The organism is Lysobacter enzymogenes (assembly GCF_017168095.1).
Classification (GTDB): domain Bacteria; phylum Pseudomonadota; class Gammaproteobacteria; order Xanthomonadales; family Xanthomonadaceae; genus Lysobacter; species Lysobacter enzymogenes_D.
The window spans coordinates 21459-41499 of sequence record NZ_LXSD01000448.1 but is presented as its reverse complement, the minus strand read 5'-3'; the positions used below and the strand labels follow the sequence as shown (position 1 = coordinate 41499).

The following is a 20041-nucleotide window of genomic DNA, read 5'->3' as shown; positions in this document are numbered from 1 at the left end:
CGGCCGATTCCGCCGCTCGCCGCCGCGGCCGCCGCGGCGCCGGCGGCCGTCGCCGGCGCCGGGGTCAACATCCTGGGCTATCTGCGCGGCCAGTTCGGTCTGGCCGAGAGCGCGCGCATGTATGCGCGCGCGCTGATCGGCGCCGGCTATCCGGTCGCGTTGTTCGACGTGTCCATCGCCATTCCGCACGGCGTCGACGACCGCAGCGTCGATGCCCATATCGGCGAGGGCACGCCGCATCCGACCAGCATCGTGTTCGTCAATCCCGATTACCTCCAGCCCGCGCTGGCGCACATCGGCGCCGAGCGCTTGCGCGGCAAGCGCCTGATCGCGTGCTGGTTCTGGGAGCTGCAGGACATTCCGCACGACTGGCTGGAGTCGATCGACCTGGTCGACGAGATCATGGTCGCCTCCGAGTTCGTCAAGGAAGCCTTCGAACGCGTCACCGACAAGCCGGTGTTCCGGGTGCCGCTGCCGCTGAGCCCGGTGCCCGACAGCGGCCTGCAGCGCAGCGATTTCGGCCTGCCCGAGGACGCCTTCGTGTTCCTGTGCAGCTTCGATTTCAATTCGTGGGTGGACCGCAAGAATCCGTTCGCGGTCATCGAAGCGTTCCGGCGCGCGTTCCCGGACGCCGGCGACAACGTGCGGCTGATGGTCAAGACCAGCAACGCGCATCGCCATCCGGACAAGTTCCTGCGCCTGCTGACCGCCAGCGCGCAGGATCCGCGCATCGTGGTGCGCGACGAGGTCATCGACCGCGCCCACGTGTGCGCGCTGCAGCGCTGCGCCGACGTCTACGTGTCGCTGCACCGCGCCGAAGGCTTCGGCCTGGGCCTGGCCGAGTGCATGGCGATGGGCAAGCCGATCATCGGCACCGCCTGGTCGGGCAACCTGGATTTCATGGACGCCGACAACAGCTGCCTGGTCGGCTACCGGCTGGTGCCGGTGGGCGAGGGCGAGTACCCGCATCCGCAGGGCGCGCACTGGGCCGAGGCGAACGTGGACGAGGCGGCGGCGCACATGCGCAAGCTCGCCGGTTCGCCGCAGTTCGCGCGCGAGCTCGGCGCGCGCGCCAAGCGCGACATCGAACAGCGGCTGAGCCCGGCGCTGGCGGCCTCGTTGCTGGCGCAGCGCCTGGACGCGCCGCCCGCAACCGCGCGCGGCGCGAGCGCCGATGGAGCGCAACCATGACGCCGGCGACCTTGCAGTGTGCTGCGCGCGCGATCGTTTACTCCGGTTACATCACGGGTGGCTCTTATGCGTGAACTCTTCCTCGCCATCTGGCGATACCGCTACTTCATTGCCTCCTCGGTGCGCAACGAGCTGCGCGTGCGCTTCATCCGCAGCAAGCTCGGCGGCCTGTGGATGGTGATCCATCCGCTGATGCAGGTGCTGATCTTCGCCCTGATCCTGTCGGAAGTGCTGGCGGCGAAACTGCCGGGCATCGACAACAAGTACGCCTACGCGCTGTACCTGATGGCCGGGATGATGAGCTGGAACCTGTTCGCCGAAACCATCGGCCGCTGCCTGACCTTGTTCGTCGACAGCGGCAACCTGATGAAGAAGATGGCGTTCCCGCGAATCTGCCTGCCGCTGATCGCCGCGGGCACCTTGCTGGTCAACAACCTGCTGCTGCTGGCGGCGGTGTTCGCGGTGTTCGCGGCGCTGGGCCATTACCCGGGCGCGGAAGCGCTGTGGCTGCCGGTGCTGATCGCGCTGAACCTGCTGCTGGCGATGGCGCTGGGGCTGGTGCTGGGCGTGTTCAACGTATTCATGCGCGATGTCGGCCAGGTGGTGCCGGTGATCCTGCAGGCGCTGTTCTGGCTGACGCCGGTGGTCTACAGCATCACCGTGCTGCCGCAGGCCTACCAGGCCTGGTTCAAGCTCAATCCGTTGTACCCGCTGGTGACCAGTTACCAGAACGTACTGGTGTTCAACAAGCCGCCGCTGTGGACCGAACTGGGCTGGATGGCGCTGGTGGCGGTCGGCGTGGCGATCCTGGCGCTGTTCCTGTTCCGCAAGGCCAGCCCGGAAATGGTGGACGTGCTATGAGCGGCGAACTGCATGTGCGTGCGTTGGGCAAGGCCTACCGGCGCTGGGGCAGCGAATGGCTGCGGGTGCTGTCCTGGCTCGGCGTTCCGGTGGCCGCGGCCGAGGAGCACTGGGTGCTGCGGCACGTGGACTTCAGCGTCAACGCCGGCGAGAGCGTGGGCATCGTCGGCCAGAACGGCGCCGGCAAGAGCACGCTGCTGAAGCTGATCACCGGCACCGCGCGGCCCACCGAGGGCAGCGTGACCTCGCGCGGCCGGGTCGCGGCGATCCTCGAACTGGGCATGGGCTTCAACCTGGATTTGACCGGACGCCAGAACGCCTTCCACTCCGCCGGCCTGATGGGCCACGACCAGGCCTCGATCGCGCAGCTGATGCCCGAAATCGAGAGCTTCGCCGAGATCGGCGAATACTTCGACCAGCCGGTGCGCACCTACTCCAGCGGCATGCAGATGCGCGTGGCCTTCAGCGTCGCCACCGCGGTGCGCCCGGACCTGTTGATCGTCGACGAAGCGCTGGCGGTGGGCGACGCCTACTTCATCCACAAGAGCTTCCAGCGCATCCGCGAGTACCGCAACGCCGGCACCACGCTGTTGATCGTTTCCCACGACGCGGCGGCGATCCAGTCGATGTGCGACCGGGCGATCCTGCTCGAGCGCGGGCGGGTGCTGCTGGACGGCAATCCGCAGGAGATCTTCGACTACTACAACGCGCTGATCGCGGAGAAGGAGAACTCCACGATCAACGTCGAGCGCCAGGAAAAATTCGTCGCCACCCAGTCGGGCACCGGCGAGGCGGCGTTCGAGTCGGTGCAGTTGCTCGACGCGGCGGGCAACGAAGTCGAATACCTCTCGGTCGGCGCGCCGGTCACCCTGCGGGTGCGCGCGCGCGCGCACCGGGACATCGACGGGCTGGTATTCGGCTACATGCTGCGCGACCGCCTGGGGCAGGCGGTGTTCGGCACCAACACCCATTACACCGGGCAGGAACTGCGCGAGGTGCGCGCCGGCGAGCTTGTCCAGTTCGACGCCGCTTTCTCGATGGACGTAGGTGCCGGCACCTACTCGGTGTCGTTGGCCTTGCACAGCTCGGAAACCCACCTGGTCAACAACTACCAGTGGAAGGATCTGGCCCTGGTGTTCACCGTGGCCAATGCCGACAAGGTCAAGTTCGCGGGCGTCGCCTACCTACCGCCGAGGATCGGCATACAGCAGTTCGGAGCCGATGGCTCGCGGCGCGTCCAGGCCGCGGTGCCGCAGGCCTGACGGAAAACGAATGCGCGCGGTGAGCGCTCGCCAACGATGCGGGTGCAGTGCCGGCAGCGCTCCAGAAAGGGGTTCAGTGTGAAGTTAGATGCCGATTCGATCATGCGCGAAGTGCGCGAAGGGCTGCAGGACCGCGCCGCGGGGGCGCCGCGGTCGGGTGCTGCGGGCCTGGTGCGTTTCGACGAGGGCGGGCGCCGCGCCGAGCGGAGCCTGGAGATCAAGGAATCCTATGTGCTCGCCGAGCTGCTGGCCTTCTCGGATCGCACCTTCGTCGAGAACGCCTACCTCGCGATCCTGCGCCGCCCGGCCGACGAACACGGCCTGAGCACCCGCCTGGCGCAGCTGCGCGCCGGCGCCATCAGCAAAGTCGGCGTGCTCGGCGATCTTCGCTGGTCGGCCGAGGGGCGCTCGCGTGGGGTCCACGTCGACGGCCTGCTGGTCCCGTTCACCTTGAGCAAATGGCGCCGCCGGCGCCTGATCGGGCCGGTGATCGGCTGGCTGCACGGGGCGTTCCGGCTGGGCTCGGTGCAGCAGCGCATCGACAGCGTCGACGCCAACCGCACCCGCCAGGCCGACGAGCTGGACGCGATGCTGTCCGCCGCCACCAGCGAGCTTCACGGCCGTATCGCACGCCTGGAATCTACACTCGGCGACGGCGAGAGGGTCAAGAAGCGCCAGCACGCGTTCGAACGCTCGCTGGATCCGCTCTACGTCGAATTCGAAAAGGCCTTCCGAGGGCCGATCGAGCTGATCAGGGAGCGGGCCATGCCGTACATCGAAATTCTCAAGCAGGCCGGGGTGGGCGGCGCGCAGGCGCCGGTCCTGGACCTGGGTTGCGGCGACGGCGACTGGCTGGCGCTGCTGGGCGAGCACGGCATGATGGGTACCGGCATCGACTCCAACACCACCTTCCTCGAACGCTGCCGTTCGCGCGGGCTGAAGGTGATCGAGGGCGACGTGCTCGAGGAGATCCGCAAGCTCCCGGACGCTTCGTTCGGCGCGGTCACCGGCATGCACATCGCCGAGCACCTGCCGTTCACGGTGCTGGTCGAACTGCTCGACGAGTGCGCGCGGGTGCTGGTCCCGGGCGGCGTGATCGCGTTGGAGACGCCGAATCCCGAGAACATCCAGGTCGCGGCGCTTTACTTCTACAACGACCCGACCCACCGCAATCCGCTGCCGCCGCAGACCCTGCAATGGCTGGTGGGCGCGCGCGGATTCGGCGACGTGGAGATCAAGCGCTGGACCATCGCGCGAGATCTGTACGCGCCGGAACTCGTCGGCGACGACGTGCCGGGCGCGATCGCGATCAATTTCCTGCTGCAGCAACAGCGCAACGCGCCTGACTACGCCGTGATCGGGAGGCGCGCATGACCGCTGCGACGCGGCGGCTGTTGGTCACCGGCGGCAGCGGATTCGTCGGCGGCCACGTTCGCGCGGCCTGCGCGCCGGGCGGCGCGCTGGCGGACTGGGAATTCGTGGCGACGCCGTCGGGCTGGGACATCCGCGACGAAGCGGCGGTGCAGCGCGTCGTCGCCGAGGCGCGCCCCGACGCGGTCCTGCACCTGGCCGCGCAGAGCTTCGTGCCGCGCTCGTTCGAGAATCCGCGCGAGACGTTCGAGATCAACGTGCTGGGCACGCTGAACCTGGTGCGCTCGCTGACCCGCGGCGGTTTCGCCGGGCGCATGGTGTTCGTCAGCAGCGGCGACGTCTACGGCCGCGTGCCCGAAGAGGCGCTGCCGGTGAACGAGGACTATCGGCCGCAGCCGCGCAATCCCTACGCCGTCAGCAAGATTTCGGCCGAAGAGCTGTGCCTGCAATGGAGCCGCTCGGAAGGCCTGGACGTGATGATCGCGCGTCCGTTCAACCACGTCGGCCCGGGCCAGGACGAACGCTTCGTGCTGCCCGCGCTGGCCGCGCAGGTGGTGGCGATCGAGCGCGGGCGCCAGCCCGCGGTGATCGAAGCCGGCGATATCGACGTCACCCGCGACTTCACCGACGTGCGCGACGTGGTCGCCGCCTACGCGGCGATGCTCGGCCGCGGCCGTTCCGGGGCCACCTACGTGATCGGCTCGGGCATCGAGCGGCGGGTCCGCGACCTGCTGGCCGAACTGTGCGCGCTGGCGAAGATCGACCCGCGGATCCACCAGGACGCGGCCAGGCTGCGCCCGGCCGAGCAGCGCCGGATGGCCGCCGATTCAGCCGAGCTGCTGCGCGATACGGGCTGGGCGCCCACCATCGCGATGAACGCAACCCTCCTCGACATACTTGAAGAAGCAAGGGCAAAACATGAGCAATAACAAGGCAGCACTCATCACCGGCATCACCGGCCAGGACGGCGCGTACCTTTCCAAGCTGCTGCTCGACAAGGGGTACGAGGTGAACGGCGTGCTGGCGCGGCGCAGCACCGATACCTTGTGGCGCCTGCGCGAGCTCGGCATCGAAGGCGAGGTGCGCCTGCTCGACGGCGACCTGACCGACCTGTCGTCGATGATCCGCGCGATGCAGGCCTCCAAGGCCGACGAGGTCTACAACCTGGGCGCGCAGAGCTTCGTCGGCAGCTCCTGGCAGCAGCCGCTGCTGACCGCGCAGGTCGACGGCGTCGGTGCGCTCAACGTTTTGGAAGCGGTGCGCATCGTCAATCCGCAGGCGCACTTCTACCAGGCTTCGACCAGCGAGATGTTCGGCCTGATCCAGGCGGAAATGCAGGACGAGAAAACTCCGTTCTACCCGCGCAGCCCCTATGGCGTGGCCAAGCTGATGGCGCATTGGGCCACGGTCAATTACCGCGAGAGCTTCAAGATCCACGCCTCCAGCGGCATCTTGTTCAACCACGAATCGCCGCTGCGCGGCATCGAGTTCGTCACCCGCAAGGTCACCGACGCGGTCGCCCGGATCAAGCTGGGGCAGCAGAAGGAGCTGCGCCTGGGCAACGTCGACGCCAAGCGCGACTGGGGCTTCGCCGGCGACTACGTCGAGGCGATGTGGCTGATGACCCAGCAGGCAGAAGCCGACGACTACGTGGTCGCCACCGGCCAGACCACGACGGTGCGCGACATGTGCGAGATCGCCTTCGGCCACGTCGGCCTGAAGGTCGAAGACCACCTGGTGATCGACCCGAATTTCTTCCGTCCGGCGGAAGTCGACGTACTGCTCGGAAACCCGGCCAAGGCGCGCGCCAAATTGGGCTGGGCGCCCAAGACCAGCCTGCAGGAACTGATCACGATGATGGTGGACGCCGATCTGCGTCGCCTGCGCAAGTAAGCCGGTCAGGAAGGGAAGCTCGAGGATGCGAATCACCATCGATCTGCAGGCGTGCCAGACTGAGTCGCGTTTCCGCGGCATCGGCCGGTACGCCATGGGGTTGACCAAGGCGTTGTTGGCCGGCCGGCGCGAGCAGGACGAGTATCTGCTCGGCGTCGACAAGACCTATCCCGCGACGATCGGCGATATCCATCGCGAACTGGAGCCGGTTGGGGGTTATGCCGGCCTGCTCGGCTACGCCTATCCCGGACCGACCCGCGCGCACGGGCCGGAAGACACGCTGCGGCCGGCTGCCGAAGCGTTGATCCGCCAACGCTACAGCGCCGTCTCGTCCGACCTGATCCACGTCAACAGCTTGTTCGAAGGTTACATAGAGCACGCCGGCGGGCTGGGCCAACTGGCGCAGATGCCCGGCACGGTGAGTTCGGTGACGTTGTACGACCTGATTCCGGAACTGTTTCCGCAGCTGTATCTGTCCAACGCCGACCAGCGCTGGTGGTACCGGCGCAAGCTGTTGGATCTTTGCCAGTTCGACGTGATCCTGTGCATCTCCGAGGCGACCAAGGCCGATGCGATCCGGCTGTTGGGCATTCCCGAGGAAAAGCTGGCGGTGATCTACGCCGGCGTTGACGAGCACTTCTTCGAAGCGCCCGCGGCCGATCAGGGCGCGGCGGTCAGACATCAGTTCGGCATCCGCGATCGGTTCGTGCTTTACACCGGCAACGGCGACGTGCGCAAGAACCTGCGCGGCGCGGTCGAATCCTTCGCCGCGGTGCCCAAGGCGCAGCGCCGCAGCGTGCAGCTCGTGCTCAATCAGGTCGGCGACGAGCGCGCGGTACGCCAGGCAGCCGCACAAGCCGGCCTGAGCGCCGAGGACGTGGTCATCACCGGTCGCATCAGCGATCGCGCGCTCAAGCAGTTGTTCCGCGCCTGCGACGTTTTCTTCTTCCCGTCGCTGTACGAAGGCTTCGGCCTGCCGGTGCTGGAGGCGATGGCCTGCGGCGCGCCGGCCATCGCCGGGGACAACTCCAGCTTGCCGGAGGTCGTCGGACGCAAGGACGCCTTGTTCGACGCGTCCTCGGTGGCCGATTCCGCGCAATGCCTGGCGCGCGTGCTTGGCGACGAGGGATTGCGCGCCAGCCTGCGCGAAACCGGCCCGCAGCGCGCGCGCGAGTTCACCTGGGAGCGCACCGCGCAGTTGACCCGCGAGGCCTGGGGCCAAGCGGTCGAGCGCCGCGCGCGCCGCGACGCGACCGTGCCGGTAGAACGCCGGCTAAAGGTTGCGCTGGTGACGCCGATGCGGCCGGAGCAGACCGGCATCGCCGATTACATCGCCGAGCTGCTGCCCGCGCTGACCATGCGCATGGACGTGGACATCTACACCAGCGCCGAACTGAGTGCGGTATCCGACCAGGCCAGCGCAGGTCGGGTGCTGTCGTGGCGCAGCCTGCCTGCGAACGCAGCCAACTACGATCAGGTCATCTATCAGTTCGGCAATTCGCCGTTCCACGCACACATGGTCGAGCTGCTCGACCAAGTGCCGGGCATGGTGGTGCTGCACGATTTCTTTCTCAGCTCGATGTTGTCGAACATGGACGAGATCGGCGCCACGAGCGGGCTGTTCCCACAGGAGCTTGAGCGTTCGCACGGCCGCGGCGCGGTAGCGCTGCTCGACCGCGACGGCGTGCTTGACGCGCGTCGCGCGTTTCCGGCCTCGCGCCGCATCGTCGAGCGCGCCGACGCGGTGGTGGTGCATTCCACTCATGCGATCGAGATGGCCCAGCGCTTCTTTCCGGGAGTCGGGCGCGGCCCGTTGCTGCGCGCGGCGATGCCGCAGATCGCGCGGCCGGCGCAGAGCGATTCCGAGCGCGCGCGTGCGCGCGAGGCGCTCGGCATCGGCGCCGACGAGATTCTGGTTGTAACTTTCGGCTTCATAGCCGACACCAAGCTCAACCTGGAAACCCTGCAGGCGCTGGCCGATCCGCGCCTGGCCGGGCGCGCCGACCTGCGTTTCGCTTTCGTCGGCGGTATGCCGGGCGACGATTACGGCCGCGCGATCAACGAAGCGATCGCCGCGCATCCGCTGCGCGCGCGGATCCTGATCACCGACTTCGTCAGCGCGGAAAAGTACGAGTTGTACCAACGCGCCGCGGACATCGCGATCCAATTGCGCCAGCATAGCCGCGGCGAGACCTCCAAGTCGGTGCTGGACTGCATGAGCCACGGCGTGGCGGTGATCGTCAACGATTACGGCTCTTTCGCCGAGTTGCCCGATACCGCGGTGGCCAAGGTGGCCGCGCGGGTCGAGCCGGCGCGGATCGCCGACCGGCTGGCGGCCTGGCTGGCCGATCCCGCACAGCGCCGCGCTCAGGCCGAGGCCGGGCGCGCTTATGTCGCCCACGCGCATTCGCCGTTCGCGGTGGCGGGGCAGTACGAACGTGCGGTGGCGCTGTCGATGCGCAGCCGTCGCGAACGCGCGGGCAAGGAACTTGCGCGACGCCTGACCGATGCGTTCGCGCTCGGCGGCGGGGCGGTCGAATCCGAATTTCAGGCCGTGCGGCATGCGCTGGAACGTTTTCCCGAGGACGCGCCGCCGCGCGTGTTCGTGGATCTCAGCGAGGTCGTCAATGTCGATCACGGTACCGGCGTGCATCGGGTCGTGCGCAATCTGGCGCGCGAGTTGTCGCTGGGCGAAGGCGAGCGCTACCGCTGCGTTCCGACCACGGTGGACGAGCAAGGCCAACTGATCCCGGTCGATGCCGACTATCTGCAGTCCAAGCTCGGCGTGCGCGGCATGGCCGCGAACGGCGAGCTGGCGCCGGAGCTGGGCGATGCCTACTTCCTGCTCGATTCGGCCTGGGAGCGCCCGGAGCGGTTCACCGCGAGCATCGAGCGCGTCCACGCCAACGGCGGTCGCGTCTATGCGCTGGTGCACGATCTGATACCGCTGCGCTTCCCGCAGTATTGCGTGGACTTCATGCCGCGCGTGTTCGAACAGTGGCTGCGTTATGTGGTCGCCCATTGCGATGGCCTGATCTGCGTTTCGCGCGCTACCGCCGATGACCTGCGGGTATGGATCCGCCAGACCAAGGCGCAGCACCGGCCGGGGTTGAGGATTGGCCATGCCCACCTGGGCGGCGAGATCGACGAGGGCCGCGCCGGATCCGGCGAAGAGGTCAGCCCGGCGATGCGCGAAGCGATGAGCGGCGAGCGGCAGGCGGTGCTTATGGTCGGCACGCTCGAGCCGCGCAAGCGCCACGACCTTGCGCTCGATGCGTTCGACCGGCTATGGGCGCACGGCGATCCGCGCCACCTGGTGATCATCGGCAAGAAGGGCTGGAACGTGGACGCGCTGGCGCAGCGCATCGCCTCGCATCCGCAGTACGGCAAGCGGCTGTTCTGGTTGCAGGGCGTGTCCGACGCCGATCTGAGCTACGCCTATACCCGCGCCGAACGCGTGGTGCAGGCCTCCGATGCAGAGGGATTCGGCCTGCCGCTGATCGAGGCGGCACGTTACCATTGTCCGTTGCTGCTCAGCGACATCAGTGTTTTCCGCGAAATCGCCGGAGACAAGGCCAGTTATTTCCCGGCTGGCGACGCGGCCGCGTTGGCGCAGCGCCTGCGCGAGCCGGCCGATGCCTCGACCGGTTCGCTGAGCTGGACCACCGGTTGGCGCGACACCGCCCAGCGGATGCTGGCGCTGATGCGCTCGGGCGGCTGGGACCACGAATTGCCGTAAGCCGGGTCGCCGGTGGCACAGACGATCTAGGGAGAAGGGATGCACATGCAGCACCTGCCGGGCGAGCGGCGCACACTGCTTGCGACGGCCACGCCGTGGATCGCGCTGGCCGTCTTTTTCGTCGCGTTCTATGTAGCCTATTTTGCGCCCGTGCTCGTCCGCGGCTTCTATCTGGCGCCCGGCGACGGCGAGGTGTTCTACCTGCCGTTCTTCGACCTTCCGATCGGCCAGACCTGGAACAGCAGTCTGCTGTCGGGCTATTCGGTCGTCTCCGACATCCAGTCGCAGGTCCTGTATCCGCTACGTTGGATAAGTCCGAGCTATAACGCGCTCGTGATCCTGGGCTACGCGATCTGCGCGTTCGGCATGTTCGGTCTGGCGCTGCGTCTGACCGGCTCGCGTCTGGGCGCGCTGCTGGCGGCGCTGGTGGTGTCCGGCAGCGGCTTCATGGTCGGCCATCTGGGCCACCTGAGCATCGTCCACGCCGCGGCCTGGGTGCCGGCGATGCTGTGGGCGCTGGCCCGCATGCGCGATGCGCGCAGCCGCTGGCCTGTGGCGCTGGGCGCGGCGGCGACGGCCATGTGCGTGTACGGCGGCCATCCGCAGGTATCGATCATCGGCCTGATCCTGGCCGGCTGCTATGGCGTGCACGAAATCGCCGTGGTCGCAGCGCGCGGCCGCGGCGACGGCCTGCGCATGCTGGCGCGGGTGTCGGGCATGTTCGCGCTGGGCTTGATGCTGGCCGCGCCGGCGCTGCTGCCGCTGGCGCACGCCTCCAGCGAAGGCGCACGCGCGTCTTGGTCGCTCAGCGACTTCGACACCTACTCGCATACCTGGGGTTCGTTGCGCCTGTTGGCATTCCCCAATCTCTACGGTGCGTACGCGCCGGGGATTTACGGCAGCTACGGCGGCCCATGGAATCTGACCGAACTGGCGATCTACGCCGGCGTGGCGCCGTGGCTGCTGGCGCTGGCCGCGCTGCTGGGCGCGCGGCCGCAGCGTGCGTACGGATTTTGGGTCGGCGCGGTGGTCGTGGGCCTGTTGCTGTGCCTGGGCGCGAGCACGCCGCTCGGCGAGGCGGTGTATCACCTGCCGGTGTTGGGCAAGTTCCGCGCCCAGGCGCGGTTCGGCATAGTGGTCATCATCGCCGTCGCGGTGCTGGCCGCCTACGGCGTGTCGGCGCTGATGCGCGAGCCGCTGAGCAAGCGCCGCCTGGCTGCGCTGCTGGGCGGCAGCGTCGCGCTGATCGCGGCGGCGCTGGCGTCGGTGGCGTTCGACCCGAAGTCGCCGCTGCTCGATCACGGCCTGTGGAGCAGCCTGCGCGCGTGGCCGGCGCTGCTGTTCTTCGGTGCGGGACTGCTCGTGGTGGGGCTGCTCGCCTGGCGTCGCTCGCGCTGGGCCGCGCTGTTGTTGGTCGCAGTGACTGTGGTCGATCTGGGCAGCTTCGGCTGGTTCTATGAGTGGCGCTTTTCCTCCGCGGTAGGCTTGAGCCAGGTCGCCACGCCGCAGGCCAGGCTGGCGGTGGACGATCTGCGCCGCGGTCCCGGTCGCGTGTTGCCGCTGAACGCGCACAAGATGGGCATGGAGCCGCTGCGGCCGAACATCAACATGCTGTTCGGCATCGACAGCGTGGTGGGCTACGGTCCGTTGCTGGCGGCGCGGTATGCCGCCTACACCGGCACCGACACCGTCGGCATGTTCCCGGTCGGCAATCCCGATGCGCCGTTGATGGACGTGTTGGGCGTGCGCTGGATCGCCGGCACCCTGCAGAACGATTACCCGCAACCGCTCGGCCGCGGCTGCGGCACGGCGGCGTTGCCGGCGCGGATGCGCGCGACGCTGCCCGCCGGCGTGGCGATCCAGGCGTTGCGGATCACTTCGCACATGAACTGCTCGGTGCTGATCGACCAGGGCCGGACGATGGCGCGGGTGGCCTTGCTCGACGCCCACGAACGCCCCCTGGGACCGGCGTTGACCATCGACGCCGGCGAGGAGATCGCCGAGGAAGCCTACGACCGCGAGGACGTGCGCGCGCAGATCAAGCACCAGCGGCCGCCCGTGGCGCAGGAGCAGTCCACCAGCCTGCACTTCCTCGGCGAATTGCCGCTGCCGGATGTGGCCGCGGCTACGTCGGCGCGGCAGATCCAGATCGAAGTGGGCGACACCGGCGGTGCATTGGTCACGATCGACAAGGTCGAGGCGATCGAACAAGGCAGCGGCCGCGTCGTGGCCGTACCGATCGCGCCGCAAGGCGGCGGCGATTCGCTCGGGCCCAAACGCGTAGTGCCCGGCATGACCGCGTTCGCCGAACGCCGCGGCTTCCGCGGTATGGCCTGGGGCGTATGCCGCGCGGAGGGCGCCAACGATGCCGACATCGCCGCGGCGCTGGTCGGCGCGCAGTACAAGAACGCGCCCGACGGCCGTTTCGACCCGTTCGTGCTGGCCTTGCTCGAACCCGACCGCGCGGTGCCTGCATTGAGTTGCCGTAACGCGCCAGCGGTGAAGGTGCTCGAGCGTGCGCACGGCCGCTGGCGCTTGCAGGTTGAGGCCGACGGCGACGCATTGGCCGTGATCAGCGAGCGCTACAACCGCGACTGGGTCGCGCGCGTGGACGGCGAGCGCGCGCCGGTGCTGGTCGCCGACGGCACGATCATGGCAGTAGCGGTGCCCGCCGGGCGGCATACGCTGGAATTGAGCTACCGTTCGCGCGGCTATCGCAACGGCCTGATCCTGGCGGCGCTGGCGCTAACGGTTTGCGTGTTGCTGCTGGTGCCGTGGCGTCGCCGGCGCGCGAGCGGGGCGGCGGCCCGATGAGCGCAGGCGCGTCCCGAGGGCGTGCCGACGGTTCGCGCCGCAGTCCGGTGCGGGCCGTGCAAACGCGTCCGAAAGCGTTCGCCAGCAACGACTTGCGTGGTTTGCCGCCCCCCAGGGGCGCGACTATAATCGCGCCGGTCTTTGCGTCCGCACAATCCAATTCCGGCGGGAGCACGTCCCGCTGGGTGTCGCGGCGCTCCGACGCTGACATGGATCCGGCGATACGGGGCGGCGATGCGCCCTCGCCGGGCGCGACGGGCCACCCCGGCTCGCCCAGCCGCGACGATCCATTCGGCGGAGCCGCGCGCAGCCCGCAGGTCCGCTCCTCCCACGCCCGACCTTCCATCCCCACACAGACAGGCAAGAAATGAAGCGTGCCGTAATCCTAGCCGGCGGCAAGGGCACTCGCCTGAAGCCCTACACCGTGGCGCTGCCCAAGCCGCTGATGCCGATCGGCGAGTACCCGATCCTGGAAGTCATCATCCGCCAGCTGCGCCAGGCCGGTTTCGGCCACATCACCCTGGCGGTGAACCACCAGGCCGACCTGTTCAAGGCGTTCTTCGGCAACGGCGAGAAGTGGGGCATCACCATCGATTACTCGCTCGAGCACATGGCGCTGAGCACGATGGGCCCGCTCAAGCTGATCCCGGACCTGCCCGAGCATTTCCTGGTGATGAACGGCGACATCCTCAGCGACGTGGCCTACGGCGAGTTCCTCGATGCGCACGCGCGCGCCGACGCGCTGTTCACCATCTCCGCGGCCAAGCGCGAGCAGCGCATCGACTACGGCGTGCTGCACGCTTCCGAGGACATGCGCCTGGTCGGCTTCGAAGAAAAGCCGTGCTTTCCGTTCCTGGTCAGCATGGGCGTGTACGCGGTGTCGCGGCGCGTGCTCGAGGTGATCCCGGAAAACCAGGCGTTCGGTTTCGACCATCTGGTGCTGGGCTATCTGCGCGACGGCAAGCAGGTCGAGATCGCCCCGCACGAAGGCTATTGGCTCGACATCGGCCGCCCCGAGGACTACCAGCGCGCGGTCGACGAATGGCCGCAGCTGTCGGCGAAGCTGGCGCTGGCGTGAGGACGGCCCTGCAGGCGGGCGACCGCGTAACGGTGACCGGCGCCGGCGGCTTTCTCGGCCGCCGCCTGGTCGAGCGCCTGCGCGCGGACGGCATCGAGGTGCTGACCGCCGGGCGCGGCGACGGCTTCGACCTGCTCGCCGACGCGCTGCCGCTGGACGGCGTCGCCCACGTGTTCCACCTGGCCGCCGAAACCGGTGTGCCGGACGCCTGGAACGACCCGGTGCGCTTCCATCTGGTCAACACCCACGGAACCGTGCGCGTGCTCGACCAGTGCCGCCGCGCCGGCTGTTCGCTGACCTACGTCGGCGCGTACATCTACGGCGTTCCGCAGACCTTGCCGATCGACGAGCGGCACCGCGTCGACGCCAACAACCCCTACGCGTTTTCCAAGTGGATGGGCGAGCAGGCCTGTGAGTGGTACGCCGGCCTGTACGCGATGGACGTGGTGGCGATCCGCCTGTTCAACACCTACGGCCCCGGCCAGAGCGACCGCTTCCTGATCCCGAAGATCGTCGACCAGGTGCTGGACCCGGCCACGCCGGCGATCGAACTGATGGACCTGCAGCCGCGCCGCGATTATCTCTACGTCGACGATGCGGTCGACGCGTTGATCCGTTCGCGCGCGGTCGACGGCTACGCGCTGTACAACGTCGGCAGCGGCCAGTCGCATTCGGTGGCCGAAGTGGTCGAAACGGCGATGGCGGTCAGCGGCGTGCGCAAGCCGGTGGTCGACCTGCAGCGCCAGCGGCCCAACGAAATTCCCGACGTGCGCGCCGACTGCGCGCGCATCGGCCAGGCCTGCGGCTGGAGCGCCCGGGTCGGCCTCGCCGAAGGCATCGCGCGCATGCTGGAAGGACGTTCGCCATGAAGAGCTTGCAGATCCTGTGCCCGGTGTTCCGCGAGGAAGAGGTCATCCTCGAATTCCACGCGCGCCTGCGCGCGGCCGTGGCCGCGCTGGGCGAGCGCTACCGGGTGTCGTTCGTCTACGCGATGGACCCCTCGCCCGACCGCACCGAGGCGATCCTGCTGGCGCTGGCGCAGCGCGATCCGGACGTGCGCGTGCTGGTGATGTCGCGCCGCTTCGGCCACCAGGCCGCGTTGATCGCCGGCATCGACAGCTGCCAGGCCGATGCGCTCATCATGCTCGACAGCGACGGCCAGCATCCGCCGGAGCTGATCCCGCAGCTGGTCGAGCAGTGGGAAAACGGCGCGCAGATCGTCCAGGCCATGCGCCAGGACGGCGCCGAGACCGGCTTCCTCAAGCGCACCACCTCGGCGATGTTCTACCGGGTCATCTCGCGCATCGGTTCGATCCAGCTCAACCCCGGCGCCGCCGACTACCGCCTGCTCGACCGCGCGGTGGTGCGGGTGATCCGCGACGAGGTGCAGGAGCGCAACATCTTCCTGCGCGGCATCGTCGCCTGGGTCGGCTACCGCATCGCCTTCGTCGAATTCGAGCCGCTGGCGCGCATGAAGGGCGCGTCCAAGTACCGCCCGTCGGTGCTGATCAACTTCGCCATCCAGGGCATCAGCTCGTTCTCCAAGACCCCGCTGCGGCTGTGCACGATCACCGGCCTGATCGTCGCCGCGCTGAGCGTGCTGGCCGGCGCCGCGCAGGTCGTGGGCTATTTCTTCGGCCACGGCGTGGACGCCGCCGGCTGGGCCTCGCTGATGACCTTCGTGTCGTTCCTGGGCGGGCTGCAGCTGTTCTTCATGGGCATCTTCGGCGAGTACCTGGGCCAGATCTTCGATGAGGTCAAGCGCCGTCCGCGCTACCTGATCCGCACCGACAGCGCGACGCTGGCGAAAACGCAAGACGGCGCGGAGCTTCCGCGCGCTATCGAGGTTGATTGACATGTACGAAACCATGCGGGTGGACCAAGCCGCCCTCGACCGGCTGGTGTTGCGGCGCGAGCGTTCGCAGTTCGCCGACGACCTGGAGCGCCGCCGCGACGACCTGCGCGCGGCCGTGGCCGGCAAGCGCGTGCTGGTGGTCGGCGGCGGCGGCACCATCGGTTCGGCCACCACGATGCTGATCTCCGGCCTCGGCCCGGCCGCGCTGCACGTGGTCGACCAGAGCGAGAACTACCTGGCCGAACTGGTGCGCGACCTGCGCGGCCGCCCGGGCGGCCTGGACGTGGGCGATTTCCGCACCTTGCCGATCGACTACGGCGCGCCGGTGATGGGCCGCTTCCTGGCCGACTCGGCGCCGTACGACATCGTCATGAACTTCGCCGCGCTCAAGCACGTGCGCTCGGAGAAGGACGTCTACTCGCTGCTGCAGATGATCGACACCAACGTGGTCCGGCACGTGCGCTTCAAGCGCTGGCTGACCCAGGGCGGCCACGGCGCGCGCTACTTCGCCGTGTCCACCGACAAGGCCGCCAATCCGACCAGCCTGATGGGCGCGAGCAAGCGGTTGATGGAGGACATCGTGTTCGACGTCGCCGCGCTGGACGGCGCGACCTCGGTATCGGCGCGCTTCGCCAACGTCGCCTTCTCCAACGGCAGCCTGCTGCAGGGCTTCCTGTATCGCTTGACCAAGTCGCAACCGCTGGCGGTGCCGCGCGATACGCGCCGCTACTTCGTATCCCAACGCGAATCCGGCGAGATCTGCGCGCTGGCCGCGCTGCTCGGCGGCGACGGCCAGGTGCTGTTCCCGCGCCTGGACCCGGTCGGCGAGCTGCAGTTGCTGGAAGACGTGGCCACGCGCGTGCTCGAGCATGCCGGGCTGCGCGCGCAAGCCTTCGACGACGAGCAGGCCGCGCGCGACGCGCTGCCGGTGCTGGCCCGCGAAGGCCGCTGGCCGCTGCTGCTGACGCCGCTGGACACCAGCGGGGAGAAGCCCTACGAGGAGTTCGTCGGTTTCGGCGAGGAGCCGATGGATACCGGCATGGATTCGTTGGGCGCGGTGAAGCATGTCAAGAGCCGGGCGCTGTCGGACGGCGTGGTCGAAATGCTCGACCGCGCGGTCAACAGCGTCGAGGGCGAATTGGACAAGCGCGTGATCGTGGAATCGATAGAGCGGGCGATCCCCAACTTTTCCCACCGCGAAACCGGCAAGAACCTCGACGACCGGCTCTGAGCCGGCGCGCCCGCGTCGGCCGCCGCATCCTGCGCCCTGGAGTACGAAACCGTGCTGCGATTCCTGACCAGCCTTCCGTTCCTGTTCTCGATCTACACCGTGATGAGCGTGGGCGGGATGGTGCTGGTGAAGCACACCTTTCCGGCGTTCAAGCTCGCCTATGCGCAACAGGGGCTGTTCAACCTGCCGGCGCTGCAACTGGCGGCGGGCGCGTCGATGTACGTTTTCAGCTTCCTGACCTGGATGGTGATCCTGAGCCGGGCTCCGCTGATCGTGGCGTATCCGATCGCGGTAGGGTTGACGATGGCGGCTTCGGCGGCGTGCGCGATCTTCATCCTGGGCGAGCAACTCACCTGGAGCAGCGGCGTCGGCGTGGCCTTGATCTTCGCCGGCGTGATGCTCCTGACCAAAGCCGCCTGACCCAGGCCGCCCCGGCGGGTCAGCCGGCGCAGCCCGGCGCGGCGCCGCTTTCGAGATAGACAGGGCCTTGCCCGTTCTCGATCGTGGCCAGGCGGCGAGCGATGCTCGGCACCAGCAATGCATAGGCCTGCGCAGGCGCGCAGAAACGCAATTCGGTCAGTTCCGAGCGGTCCAGCCGCAGGCGCGCGCGTGCGCTGGCGTCCAAAACCGGGCCGTCGAACAGCAGATGCAGGCTTTCCGCGTAACTCGCATCGGCGCAAAGATAATCGACGCAGACCAGGCGCAGCCCGGTGCCCACATCGAGTTCCAGTTCTTCGATCAATTCGCGGCGCAGGCCCTGCGCGGGCGATTCGCCGGCCTCGATGATGCCGCCGGGCAGCAGCCAGCCCTCCCGATAGTTCGGTTTGACGATGAGCAATCGGCCGTCGTCGCTGCGGATCAGGCAGCCTGCGGAGATGCGTTTCTTGGGGAACTGCGCGTCGAATCGCGTCATCGATCGTCGCCGCGCCATCGCCGCCGGCGGTGCGGCGGCGATGGCGCAAGGGAGCGGACAGGTGCGGGAGGGGCCTCAGCCCAGCGCCGCTTCCAGTTCCGGCAGCAGCTTGAACAGATCGCCGACCAGGCCGATGTCGGCGATCTCGAAGATCGGCGCCTCGCCGTCCTTGTTGATCGCGACGATGGTGCCGGCGTCCTTGATTCCGGTCAGGTGCTGGATCGCGCCGCTGATGCCGACGGCGACGTACAGCTCCGGCGCGATGATCTTGCCGGTCTGGCCGACCTGCAGCTCGTTCGGCACGTAGCCGGCGTCGACCGCGGCGCGCGAGGCGCCGACCGCCGCGCCGAGCTTGTCGGCGAAGTCGTAGATGATCTTGAAGTTCTCCTGCGAGCCGACGCCGCGGCCGCCGGAGACCACGCGCTTGGCGCTCTGCAAGTCGGGGCGGTCGGACTTGCCGGCGGCCAGGCCGACATAGCGGGTGTGGCCCGGCAGCGCGGCCTCGGCCGTGGCGGTTTCGACCGCGGCGCTGCCGCCCTTGGCGGCTTCCGGCCACGACGCGGTGCGCACGGTCGCGACCACGGTGTGGTCGGCCGGAGCCTCGACGGTGACGATGGCGTTGCCGGCGTAGATCGGGCGCTTGAAGGTGTGGCTGGCGTCCACCGCCATCACGTCCGACACCTGGGCCACGCCGAGCAGCGCGGCCACGCACGGCATCAGGTCCTTGCCGAAGGTGGTCGAGGGGCCGAACACGTGGCTGTAGCCCTTGGCCAGCGCGGCGATCTGCGGCGCCTGCACCTGGGCGATGGCGTTGGCGTTGGCGGCGTTGGCCACGGCCAGCACCTTGGCCACGCCGGCGATCTGCGCGGCCTGCGCGGCGACGCCGGCCGGGTCGGCGGCGAGCACGACGATGTCGATGGATTCGGGCTTGAGCGCCTGCGCGGCCGACACGCACTTGGCGGTGGACGCGTTGAGCTTGCCTTCGAGATGTTCGGCGACGATGAGAACCTTGCTCATTACAGCAGCCCCTTAGCCTTGAGTGCGGCGACCAGTTCGGCCGCGTCCTTGACCATCACGCCCTTGCTGCGCTTCGGCGGCGGCGCGTAATGGGTGGTCTTGAGCGTGTCGCCGGCGTCGACGCCGAGGTCGGCGAACGCGATCGTCTCCATCGGCTTGCTCTTGGCCTTCATGATGTCCGGCAGCTTGATGAAGCGCGGCTCGTTGAGGCGCAGGTCGGTGGTGACCACCGCCGGCAGGTCCACTTCCAGGGTTTCCAGGCCGGCGTCGACTTCGCGCACGACCGTGGCCTTGCCGTCGGCCACGTCGAGCTTGGAGGCGAAGGTCGCCTGCGGGCGGCCCCACAGCGTGGCCAGCATCTGGCCGGTCTGGTTGGCGTCGTCGTCGATGGCCTGCTTGCCGAGGATGACGAGGTCCGGCTGTTCCTTCTCGATCAGCTTGAGCAGGGCGCGCGCGGCGGTCAGCGGCTGGATCGGCTGGTCGCTGAGCACGTGGATGGCGCGGTTGGCGCCCATCGCCAGGCCGTTGCGCAGGTGCGCCTGGGCGTCGGCGGGAGCGATGGTGGCGACCACGACTTCGGTGGCGATGCCCTTGTCGCGCAGGCGCAGGGCCTCTTCGAGCGCGATTTCGTCGAACGGATTGGCCGACAGCTTGACGCCGTCGGTGATCACGCCGGAACCGTCCGGCTTGACCTGGATGCGGACGTTGTAGTCCACCACGCGCTTGTAGCCGACGAGGATCTTCATCGTGCGGGATTTCCTTGTGGGGGGTGCCCGGCCGGGAACGGCCGGCAGCCCTCGATTGTAGCGGAGACGG

The 20041-nt window shown here is 68.4% G+C and carries 16 protein-coding genes; 13 read left to right on the top strand and 3 right to left on the bottom strand.

Annotation, left to right across the window (positions count from 1 at the left end):
- The 13 genes from A7A76_RS19290 to A7A76_RS19230 all read left to right on the top strand — a co-directional run.
- On the top strand, positions 1–1191 hold a 1191-nt coding region (locus tag A7A76_RS19290), incomplete at its 5' end, for a glycosyltransferase family 4 protein (RefSeq protein ID WP_428995196.1).
- A gap of 66 nt (positions 1192–1257) precedes the next feature.
- A complete protein-coding gene (locus A7A76_RS19285; RefSeq protein ID WP_206412732.1) occupies positions 1258–2052 on the top strand; it encodes an ABC transporter permease in 795 nt (264 codons plus the stop codon).
- Positions 2049–3314 carry an ABC transporter ATP-binding protein gene (locus A7A76_RS19280; RefSeq protein WP_206412731.1) on the top strand — a complete coding sequence of 422 codons (1266 nt, stop codon included), beginning with the start codon at positions 2049–2051 and terminating at the stop codon, positions 3312–3314. The genes A7A76_RS19285 and A7A76_RS19280 overlap by 4 nt, the downstream gene beginning before the upstream one ends.
- Positions 3315–3350: 36 nt before the next feature.
- Positions 3351–4688, top strand: a complete 1338-nt coding sequence (locus A7A76_RS19275) for a class I SAM-dependent methyltransferase (RefSeq protein WP_206412730.1) — start codon at positions 3351–3353, stop codon at positions 4686–4688.
- Positions 4685–5614 (top strand): GDP-mannose 4,6-dehydratase, encoded by a 930-nt coding sequence (locus A7A76_RS19270; RefSeq protein ID WP_206412729.1) that lies wholly within the window; start codon positions 4685–4687, stop codon positions 5612–5614. Before A7A76_RS19275 ends, A7A76_RS19270 begins: the two co-directional genes overlap by 4 nt.
- On the top strand, positions 5604–6578 hold the full coding sequence (locus A7A76_RS19265; protein WP_206412728.1) for a GDP-mannose 4,6-dehydratase: 975 nt from the start codon (positions 5604–5606) through the stop codon (positions 6576–6578). Before A7A76_RS19270 ends, A7A76_RS19265 begins: the two co-directional genes overlap by 11 nt.
- 25 nt (positions 6579–6603) lie before the next feature.
- Entirely contained in the window at positions 6604–10317 is a 3714-nt protein-coding gene (locus A7A76_RS19260; RefSeq protein ID WP_206412727.1) for a glycosyltransferase, read from the top strand.
- 150 nt (positions 10318–10467) lie between these two features.
- Positions 10468–13131: a YfhO family protein gene (locus tag A7A76_RS26080; protein WP_206412726.1), complete on the top strand. Its 2664-nt coding sequence runs from the start codon at positions 10468–10470 to the stop codon at positions 13129–13131.
- Positions 13132–13498: 367 nt separating this feature from the next.
- Positions 13499–14209: a sugar phosphate nucleotidyltransferase gene (locus tag A7A76_RS19250; protein WP_206412725.1), complete on the top strand. Its 711-nt coding sequence runs from the start codon at positions 13499–13501 to the stop codon at positions 14207–14209.
- Complete coding sequence (locus tag A7A76_RS19245; RefSeq protein WP_206412724.1) at positions 14206–15078, top strand: GDP-mannose 4,6-dehydratase; 873 nt, start codon at positions 14206–14208, stop codon at positions 15076–15078. Before A7A76_RS19250 ends, A7A76_RS19245 begins: the two co-directional genes overlap by 4 nt.
- Positions 15075–16064 carry a glycosyltransferase family 2 protein gene (locus A7A76_RS19240; RefSeq protein ID WP_206412723.1) on the top strand — a complete coding sequence of 330 codons (990 nt, stop codon included), beginning with the start codon at positions 15075–15077 and terminating at the stop codon, positions 16062–16064. Before A7A76_RS19245 ends, A7A76_RS19240 begins: the two co-directional genes overlap by 4 nt.
- 1 nt (position 16065) lies before the next feature.
- Positions 16066–17295: a polysaccharide biosynthesis protein gene (locus tag A7A76_RS19235; protein ID WP_206412722.1), complete on the top strand. Its 1230-nt coding sequence runs from the start codon at positions 16066–16068 to the stop codon at positions 17293–17295.
- A gap of 51 nt (positions 17296–17346) precedes the next feature.
- Positions 17347–17715 (top strand): hypothetical protein, encoded by a 369-nt coding sequence (locus tag A7A76_RS19230; protein ID WP_206412721.1) that lies wholly within the window; start codon positions 17347–17349, stop codon positions 17713–17715.
- Positions 17716–17734: 19 nt separating this feature from the next.
- On the opposite strand, the gene A7A76_RS19225 is transcribed toward A7A76_RS19230, so the two are convergent.
- The 3 genes from A7A76_RS19225 to A7A76_RS19215 form a co-directional block, all read right to left on the bottom strand.
- Positions 17735–18208, bottom strand: a complete 474-nt coding sequence (locus A7A76_RS19225; protein ID WP_206412720.1) for an NUDIX domain-containing protein — start codon at positions 18206–18208, stop codon at positions 17735–17737.
- 75 nt (positions 18209–18283) lie between these two features.
- Positions 18284–19225: an electron transfer flavoprotein subunit alpha/FixB family protein gene (locus tag A7A76_RS19220; protein WP_206412719.1), complete on the bottom strand. Its 942-nt coding sequence runs from the start codon at positions 19223–19225 to the stop codon at positions 18284–18286.
- Positions 19225–19971, bottom strand: coding sequence for an electron transfer flavoprotein subunit beta/FixA family protein (locus A7A76_RS19215; protein WP_206412718.1), 747 nt, complete (start codon positions 19969–19971; stop codon positions 19225–19227). The genes A7A76_RS19220 and A7A76_RS19215 overlap by 1 nt, the downstream gene beginning before the upstream one ends.
- Between the last annotated feature and the right edge of the window lie 70 nt (positions 19972–20041).